At 70.9% G+C, this 7395-nt stretch carries 8 protein-coding genes; 5 read left to right on the top strand and 3 right to left on the bottom strand.

The window, feature by feature from the left end; all coding sequences use genetic code 11:
* The first annotated feature begins 154 nt into the window (after positions 1-154).
* Both HUU96_RS08435 and HUU96_RS08430 read left to right on the top strand, forming a co-directional pair.
* Complete coding sequence (locus tag HUU96_RS08435) at positions 155-688, top strand: YdcF family protein (RefSeq protein ID WP_174292388.1); 534 nt, start codon at positions 155-157, stop codon at positions 686-688.
* The gene (locus tag HUU96_RS08430) at positions 685-1368 is read left to right on the top strand and encodes a lysophospholipid acyltransferase family protein (RefSeq protein WP_174292387.1); all 684 of its coding nucleotides are present in this window, start codon (positions 685-687) and stop codon (positions 1366-1368) included. The genes HUU96_RS08435 and HUU96_RS08430 overlap by 4 nt, the downstream gene beginning before the upstream one ends.
* A 4-nt stretch (positions 1369-1372) precedes the next feature.
* Here HUU96_RS08430 and HUU96_RS08425 read toward each other — a convergent pair whose 3' ends face one another.
* Both HUU96_RS08425 and hisC read right to left on the bottom strand, forming a co-directional pair.
* The gene (locus tag HUU96_RS08425) at positions 1373-2281 is read right to left on the bottom strand and encodes a prephenate/arogenate dehydrogenase family protein (RefSeq protein WP_174292386.1); all 909 of its coding nucleotides are present in this window, start codon (positions 2279-2281) and stop codon (positions 1373-1375) included.
* The gene (gene hisC, locus HUU96_RS08420; protein ID WP_174292385.1) at positions 2281-3378 is read right to left on the bottom strand and encodes a histidinol-phosphate transaminase; all 1098 of its coding nucleotides are present in this window, start codon (positions 3376-3378) and stop codon (positions 2281-2283) included. The genes HUU96_RS08425 and hisC overlap by 1 nt, the downstream gene beginning before the upstream one ends.
* A gap of 187 nt (positions 3379-3565) precedes the next feature.
* Between hisC and metX the strand changes: the two genes are divergently transcribed.
* Genes metX through HUU96_RS08405 form a run of 3 tightly spaced genes read left to right on the top strand, consistent with a single transcriptional unit; the run spans position 3566 to position 5709 of the window.
* Positions 3566-4681: a homoserine O-acetyltransferase MetX gene (metX, locus tag HUU96_RS08415; RefSeq protein ID WP_174292384.1), complete on the top strand. Its 1116-nt coding sequence runs from the start codon at positions 3566-3568 to the stop codon at positions 4679-4681.
* Positions 4678-5304, top strand: a complete 627-nt coding sequence (gene metW, locus HUU96_RS08410; protein ID WP_174292383.1) for a methionine biosynthesis protein MetW — start codon at positions 4678-4680, stop codon at positions 5302-5304. The genes metX and metW overlap by 4 nt, the downstream gene beginning before the upstream one ends.
* Positions 5305-5310: 6 nt before the next feature.
* Positions 5311-5709, top strand: a complete 399-nt coding sequence (locus HUU96_RS08405) for a response regulator (RefSeq protein WP_174292382.1) — start codon at positions 5311-5313, stop codon at positions 5707-5709.
* A gap of 17 nt (positions 5710-5726) precedes the next feature.
* Here the strand turns inward: HUU96_RS08405 and HUU96_RS08400 are convergent, their stop codons facing one another.
* A complete protein-coding gene (locus HUU96_RS08400) occupies positions 5727-7283 on the bottom strand; it encodes a sensor histidine kinase (protein ID WP_174292381.1) in 1557 nt (518 codons plus the stop codon).
* Positions 7284-7395 lie beyond the last annotated feature (112 nt).

The raw sequence follows: 7395 nt of genomic DNA, 5'->3' as shown, positions 1-7395 counted from the left end.
CCGGCCGGCTGGCGGGCCTCGGGTCGCAGCTGATCGGCGGCATTGCGCTCGGCACCGGCGGCTGGCTGTTGCTGGCGGCGCTGCCGCTGGGCTTCGTGGTGCTGGCGACGCTGGCGGCGCGGACGGCGGTGCTGGGCGCGTTGAGGCGGATGCTGTGATTGCGCGGCTGTTGGGGCTGGTGGCGATCGGCTGGTGCCTGGGGTTCGCCGCCTTCATGCTGGCGCTGCCGCCGCCGCTGGAGGGGACGACCACCGATGCCATCGTCGTGCCGACCGGCGGGCCGGGGCGGATCGACCGCGGCCTCGACCTGCTCGCCCGCCACCAGGCCAAGCGCCTGCTGGTGACCGGGGTGGCACCGGGGGTCGACGCGGCCGACTTGGCGCGCGAATATCATGTGCCGCCGGCGCTGTTCGCGTGCTGCGTCGACCTCGGCACCGATGCGGTCGACACCCGGTCCAACGCCGAGGAGACCGCGACCTGGGTGCGTGCGCACCACTATACGACGGTGCGGCTGGTCAGCTCCGCCTGGCATGTGCGGCGCGCGCGGATGGAACTGGGCGCGGCGCTGGGGCGCGGCGTGGTGGTGCTGGTCGACGGCGTGCCGAGCAGCCCGCGGCTGATGACGCTGGTGGCGGAATACAACAAGCTGATCCTGCGCCGCGTCGTGCTGTGGACGGCTCCGCGATGACGGCATGGCTGCGCACGATCGTCTTCAGGGCGGTATTCTACGGCCTGTCGGTGCCGATCGTGCTGGCAGTGCCGGTGCCGGCGCTGCTCGGCCAGCGCGCGCTGATCGGCTATGCGCATCGCTGGGCGCGGCTGCATCGCTGGGCGGCGCGGCACATCCTCGGCATCACCGTCAGGGTCGAGGGTGCGCCGCTCGCCGGCCAGGCTCTGTACGCCGCCAAGCACCATTCGATGTTCGAGACGACCGAGCTGGCGATCCTGCTGCACGGGCCGGCGGTGGTGCTGAAGCGCGAGCTGGCGCGCATCCCGCTCTGGGGCTGGGCGGCGCGGCGCTATGGCGCGATCGTCGTCGATCGCGAGGCGTCGGCGGGAGCCTTGCGCGGCATGATGCGCGAGGCGGAGGCGGCGCGGGGGACCGGACGGTCGGTGCTGATCTATCCGGAGGGCACCCGCGTCGCGCCGGGCGAGCAGCCGCCGCTGCGATCGGGATTCGCCGGGCTGTATCGCGCGCTGGCGCTGCCGACGGTGCCGATCGCGGTCGACAGCGGCCGGCTCTGGCCTCGCCACGGCCCCAGGCAGGCCGGCGTCGTCACACTCCGGTTCGGCGAACCGATCCCCGCCGGCCTGCCCCGGCGTCAGATGGAGGAGCAGGTGCACCGGGCGATCAACGCCCTGGAATGAGACTTCAGGAGTGCGGCCGGCCGAAATCGACCGCTTCGCTGTCCTGGCCCTGATCGACGATCGAGCGACGGATCGCGCGCGTGCGAGTGAACAGGTCGAACAGCTCGTCACCCTTGCCCCAGCGGATCGCGCGCTGCAGCTGCGACAGGTCTTCGCTGAACCGCTGCAGCATCTCCAGCACCGCCTCGCGATTGGCCAGGAACACGTCGCGCCACATCGTCGGGTCCGACGCGGCGATGCGGGTGAAGTCGCGGAAACCGCCGGCGGAATATTTGATCACCTCGCCCTGGGTCACTTCGGCCAGGTCATCGGCGGTGCCGACGATGGTATAGGCGATCAAGTGCGGCAGGTGGCTGGTCACCGCCAGCACGCGGTCATGGTGCTCGGGTGCCATGGTGTCGACCTGCGCGCCCAGCTGCCGCCAGAAGGCCGCGACCCGCTCGACCGGCTCCGCCGGCGTGCCCTCGATCGGCGTGACGATCGTCCAGCGGCCGTGGAACAGCGAGGCGAACCCCGCCTCCGGCCCGCTGCGCTCGGTGCCGGCGACCGGGTGGGCGGGGACGATCGTGGCATCGGGCAGCGCCTCACGCAGCGCGCGCGCGACCTCCGCCTTGCAGCTGCCGACATCGCTGACGATTGCGGCAGCCGGCAGGCTGGCGGCGATCTGCGCCGCCGCCGCGCCCATTGCGCCAACCGGCACGCACAGGATCACCAAATCGGCCTCCGCCACCGCCGCGCCCGGCGTATCGGCGACCTCATCGAGCAGGTCGATACGGCCGGCGATCGCCCGCACCTCAGCGTCGGCGTCGAAGCCGGTCAACCGCACGTCTGGCATCGCCGCCCGCACCCCCCGCGCGATCGACGAGCCGATCAGCCCCAGGCCGATGATCGCGACACGCTCGAACGGCACCATCAGCCGGCACCGGCCTCTGCACGCAGCACCGCGACGACTGCGCGCATGTCAGCCTCGCTGCCGACGGTGATGCGCAGCGCGTGCGGCAGGCCCTGGCCGGGCAGCCAGCGGGTGGCGTAGCCCGCCGCCAGCAGCGCGCGATAGGCGGCCTCGGCGGTCGGCGCGCCCTCGAACAGCACCAGCACGAAATTGGCCTTGCTCGGCACCGCGCGCAGGCCGGCATTGCCCAGCGCGGCGATCTCGCCGGCGAACCAGGCGCGCAGCCGGCGGTTCTCGTCGCGGCTGTGCGCCACGAAGCCGTCGTCATCGAGCGCCGCGATCGCCGCCCGGCTAGCGGCGATGCCGAATGCGAACGGCGCGCGGATGCGGTGCATCGCGTCGATGATCGCCGGCGCGCCATAGCCCCAGCCGACCCGCGCCGCCGCCAGCCCGAAGATCTTGGAGAAGGTGCGGGTCACCAGCACGTTGGGCTGCGTCCGCGCCAGCTCCAGCCCGCCGTCGTCATCGGCGGGGTCGAGATACTCGGTATAGGCCTGGTCGAGCACCAGCAGCACGTCGCCCGGCAGGCCGGCATGCAGCCGCGCGATCTCGTCCCTGGTCGAATAGGTGCCGGTCGGGTTGTTGGGATTGGCGACGAACACCACTTTTGTCCGCTCGGTCACCGCCGCCAGGATCGCGGCGACATCGGTCGCATAGTCGCGGTCGGCCGCCACCACCGGCGTCGCGCCGACCCGCCGCGTGGCGATGTCGTAGACCGAGAAGCCGTAGCGGACATAGACGATCTCGTCGCCCGGCCCGGCGAACGCCCCCGCCGCCAGATGCAGCACCTCGTCGGAGCCGGTGCCATAGACGATGCGCTCCGCCTCGATTCCGTAATGCGCCGCCAGCGCCGCGCGCAGCTCGGTTGCGGCGGCGTCGGGATAGACCTCCAGCACGTCGGCGGCGGCGCGGTGCGCGTCGCGGGCGGCGGCCGGCGTGCCATAGGGGTTCTCGTTCGACGACAGCTTGACGACGCGGCGGCCATCGTCGCCGGTGGCGCGGCCGGGGACGTAGGGGGCGATGCCCATGATCCAGGGCTTGGCGGCGGGGGCGGTCATGCAGGCGCTCTAGCGGGCGAGAGCTATCTCGTCACCCTCACCCTTCCGCGGCTTCGGGTGCCCATGAAGGTGTTACTTTCATGGGACCCTCGCCGCTCCCCTTCCTCTCCCATCGGGAGCGGGAAGAGGCGCGCAGCGCCGAAGGGTGAGGGTGACAGACGCGCCTACCGACGCTACCCGCCGCACCATGTCCAGCGACCAGCGCTTCGGCCTCGCCCGCCGCGTCGTCTTGCCCGGGCCGCTCGCGCTCGACGGCGGTGGCAGCCTTGCCCCGGTCGAGATCGCCTATGAGACCTATGGCACCCTCGACGCCGACGCAGGCAACGCCGTCCTGATCTGCCACGCGCTGACCGGCGACCAGCATGTCGCCAGCGTCCATCCGCGCACCGGCAAACCCGGCTGGTGGACGCGGATGGTCGGCGCCGGCAAACCGATCGATCCCGCGCGGCATTTCGTGGTCTGCGCCAATGTGTTGGGCAGCTGCATGGGATCGTCGGGGCCGGCGAGCGTCGATGCCGCCTCCGGCCAGTCCTATGCGATGACGTTCCCGGTCATCACGATCCGCGACATGGTGCGCGCGCAGGCGATGCTGCTCGACCATCTCGGCATCGGCACGTTGAGGGCAGTGGTCGGCGGCTCGATGGGCGGGATGCAGGTGCTGAGCTGGGCTGCGACCTTTCCCGAGCGGGTCCGCGCCGCGGTCGTCATCGCCGCGACCGCGCGCCACACCGCGCAGAACATCGCCTTTCACGAGGTCGGCCGGCAGGCGATCATGGCCGACCCCAAATGGCATGGCGGCGACTATTACGGCACCGATGATGCCCCCGCCGCCGGCCTGTCGGTAGCGCGGATGGCGGCGCACATCACCTATCTGTCCGAGGCCGGGCTGACCGAGAAGTTCGGCCGCCGGCTGCAATCGCGGGACGCCAAGGGGTTCGGCTTCGACGCGGATTTCCAGGTGGAAAGCTACCTGCGCCATCAAGGAATCGCCTTTGTCGACCGGTTCGACGCCAACTCCTATCTCTATATCACCCGCGCGATGGACTATTACGACCTGGCGGAAGAACATGGCGGCCGGCTCGCCGACGCGTTCCGCGGCACCCGCACGCGCTTCGCCATCGTCAGCTTCGACACCGACTGGCTCTATCCCACCGCCGAGTCGCGCAGCATCGTCCATGCGCTCAACGCGGCCGGCGCGGCGGCGAGCTTCGTCGAGCTGTCGAGCCCCTATGGCCACGATGCCTTCCTGCTCGAAAGCCCGGAGCTCAACCGCGTCGTCGACGGCTTCCTGAGCGCGGTATGACGCTGCGCCCCGACCTTGCGATCATCGCCGGGCGGGTCGCTCGCGGCGCGCGCGTCCTCGATGTCGGCTGCGGCGACGGCGCGCTGATGGCGGCGTTGCGCGACGAACGGGGGGTGGACGCGCGCGGGCTGGAGATCGACGCCGGCAACGTCGCCGCGGCGGTCGCGCGCGGGCTGTCGGTGGTGCAGGGCGACGCCGATGTCGACCTTGCCGCCTATCCTTCGGCGAGTTTCGACTATGCCATCCTCAGCCAGACGCTGCAGACCGCGCGTGCGCCCGACCTGGTGCTTGACCAGCTGCTGCGGATCGGGCGGCAGGCGTTCGTCAGCTTTCCCAATTTCGCGCATTGGCGGGTGCGCGCCTCGCTACTGTGGGGCGGGCGGATGCCGGTGACGCGGCTGCTGCCCGAACGTTGGTACGACACGCCCAACATCCATCACCTGACGATCGACGACTTCCGCGCGCACCTGCGCGAGCGCAGCGTGACGGTGGAAGGGGCGTGGTTCCTGGCGCAGGGGCGGCGGCGCATGTCGCCCGGTGCCAATATCCTGGCGGAACACGCCGTCTTCCTGCTCCGGCGATCGCTTAGCAAGGACGGAACTGACCTGGATCAAGGCGGTTAAAGCTCGATGGCCGCTCCCTCCAAACAAACCGCGCTGATCGTCGAGGATGAGATCTTCGTCGCGCTCGATCTCGAACGTATCCTGGTCGAGGCGGGTTACCATGTCGCCGGCATCGCCGCCGATCAGGTGGCCGCGCGCGCGGCGGCACCCGGCTGCAACATGGCGTTTGTCGACGTCAACCTGCGCGACGGACCGACCGGGCCGGCCATCGCCCGTTTCCTGTCGGAGGATTTCGGGGTCAAGGTGGTGTTCGTCACCGCCAATCCGGGCCAAATCCGCGATCCCGACGGTGCGCTCGGCTATGTGCCCAAGCCGTTCAGCGAGCAGGCGATCCTCGCCGCCGCCGCGGTGGCGGCCGGACGCATCGCGCAGAGCGACGAGGTGATGCCGCTCTCGCCGGCCTGACCGCCTACGGACACCGCCTACGCACGGTGGAACGAGACGGTCGGCACGGCGAGGGTGATCACCAACCCCTCCGGCCGCCACTCGCGCCTCACCTCGCCGCCCAGCTGCCGCACCGCCGACATCTCCACCAGCTGCGATCCGAATCCTAACTGGGTCGCGGGCTCGCTTACCGACGGCCCGCCGCGTTCGCGCCACACCAGCGTCGCCTGGCCATCGGCGGCCGACAGGGTCAGCACCACCTCGCCGCCATCGACCGACAGCGCGCCGTATTTGGACGCGTTGGTGGCAAGCTCGTGGAACAGCAGCGCCAGCGGCGTCGCCGAGCGATCGTCGATGGCGATATCCGCGCCCTCGACCCTCACCCCGCCGCTGCGACGATGATAGGGCTCGAACAAGGCGGCGAGCAGGCCCTTGAGGCTGTCCTGCCGTTCGGCCGGTCGCGACCGGCTGCTATGCGGCCGGACGAAGTCATGGGCGCGGCCAAGCGCGGTGATCCGCTCGCGCAGGTCGGTGGCGAGCCCGGCGAACTCCGGCCGGCCGCGCGCGGCAAAGGCGATCAGCCCGGAGATGACCGAGAAGATGTTCTTGATCCGGTGGCTCAGCTCCTGGCTGATCACCTCGCGCTCCTCGGAGGCGAGCTTATGCTCATGGACGTCGGTGCAGGTGCCGAACCAGCGGGTAATCGCGCCCGCCTCGCCGCCGGCTTCCGCGTCGCGTAGTGGCAAGGCCCGGGCGAGCAGCCAGCGATACTCGCCATCGGCCCGGCACGCGCGATACTGCACCTCGTACGGCGCGCCGGTGGTCAGCGACTGCCGCCACGCCGCCCAGGTCGCTGCCCGGTCGTCGGGGTGGAGCACGCGATCCCATGCCTCGCCGTCGGTCACGCCCTCGGCGACGCCGGTAAAGGCGTACCAGCGCGCGTTCCAGTAATCGATATAGCCGTCGGGCAGCGCCGACCACACCATCTGCGGCATCGCATCGGCGAGCGTGCGGAAGCGCTGCTCGCTGTCGCCCAGCTTGCGGCGTACGTCGTTCTCCGCGTGACGCCAGGCGGCCGCGTCGCGGCTGTCACGCAGCCGCTCCATCACCGCGCCGGCCAACGTCCTCATCCCCTGCCGCTGCAGCGCGGTCAGCCCCTCGGGCCGCGTCTCGGTATCGAGCACGCAGAGCGCGCCCAGCGGCACGCCGTCGGCATTGATCAGCGGCGCGCCGGCATAGAAGCGGACATGGAGGTCGCCGGTGACGAACGGATTGTCGACGAAGCGCGGGTCGAGCGTCGTGTCGGGCACGACCATGATGTCGCGCTCCAGCATGGCGTGCTGGCAGAACGACACCTCGCGCGGGGTCTCGCCGACATCGGTGCCGGTGTGCGACAGGAACACCTGCCGCGTCTCCTCGATCAACGACACCAGCGACACCGGAGCCCCGCACAGCGCCGCGGCGAAGTCGGTGATCTCGGTCAGCGCCAGGCTGTCGCGCAGGGCCTCCAGGTCATAGGCGGCGATCACCGCGGCGCGGGCACGCTCGTCGATCTGCCAGCCGCGGGTCGCGGTGGCGTGGACGGTCTCGGTCATTCGCGGGCCGTCGTCATCGGAACAAGCGTGTCGGCGCGCGCATCAGAACGGCACATCGTCGTCGAGGTCGTCGGCATAGCCGCCGCGGCTGGCCGCCGCTGGTGCCGCGCCG

The sequence above is a fragment of the Sphingomonas bacterium genome (assembly GCF_903644135.1).
Lineage (GTDB): Bacteria > Pseudomonadota > Alphaproteobacteria > Sphingomonadales > Sphingomonadaceae > Sphingomonas.
This window is presented reverse-complemented; position numbering and strand designations above follow the sequence as displayed.

Coding starts and splice junctions, on each gene's coding strand:
- hisC (WP_174292385.1), bottom strand. CDS start 3,378: ATGACCGCCCCCGCCGCCAAGCCCTGGATCATGGGCATCGCCCCCTAC.
- HUU96_RS08405 (WP_174292382.1), top strand. CDS start 5,311: ATGGCCGCTCCCTCCAAACAAACCGCGCTGATCGTCGAGGATGAGATC.
- metW (WP_174292383.1), top strand. CDS start 4,678: ATGACGCTGCGCCCCGACCTTGCGATCATCGCCGGGCGGGTCGCTCGC.
- HUU96_RS08430 (WP_174292387.1), top strand. CDS start 685: ATGACGGCATGGCTGCGCACGATCGTCTTCAGGGCGGTATTCTACGGC.
- HUU96_RS08425 (WP_174292386.1), bottom strand. CDS start 2,281: ATGGTGCCGTTCGAGCGTGTCGCGATCATCGGCCTGGGGCTGATCGGC.
- metX (WP_174292384.1), top strand. CDS start 3,566: ATGTCCAGCGACCAGCGCTTCGGCCTCGCCCGCCGCGTCGTCTTGCCC.
- HUU96_RS08400 (WP_174292381.1), bottom strand. CDS start 7,283: ATGACCGAGACCGTCCACGCCACCGCGACCCGCGGCTGGCAGATCGAC.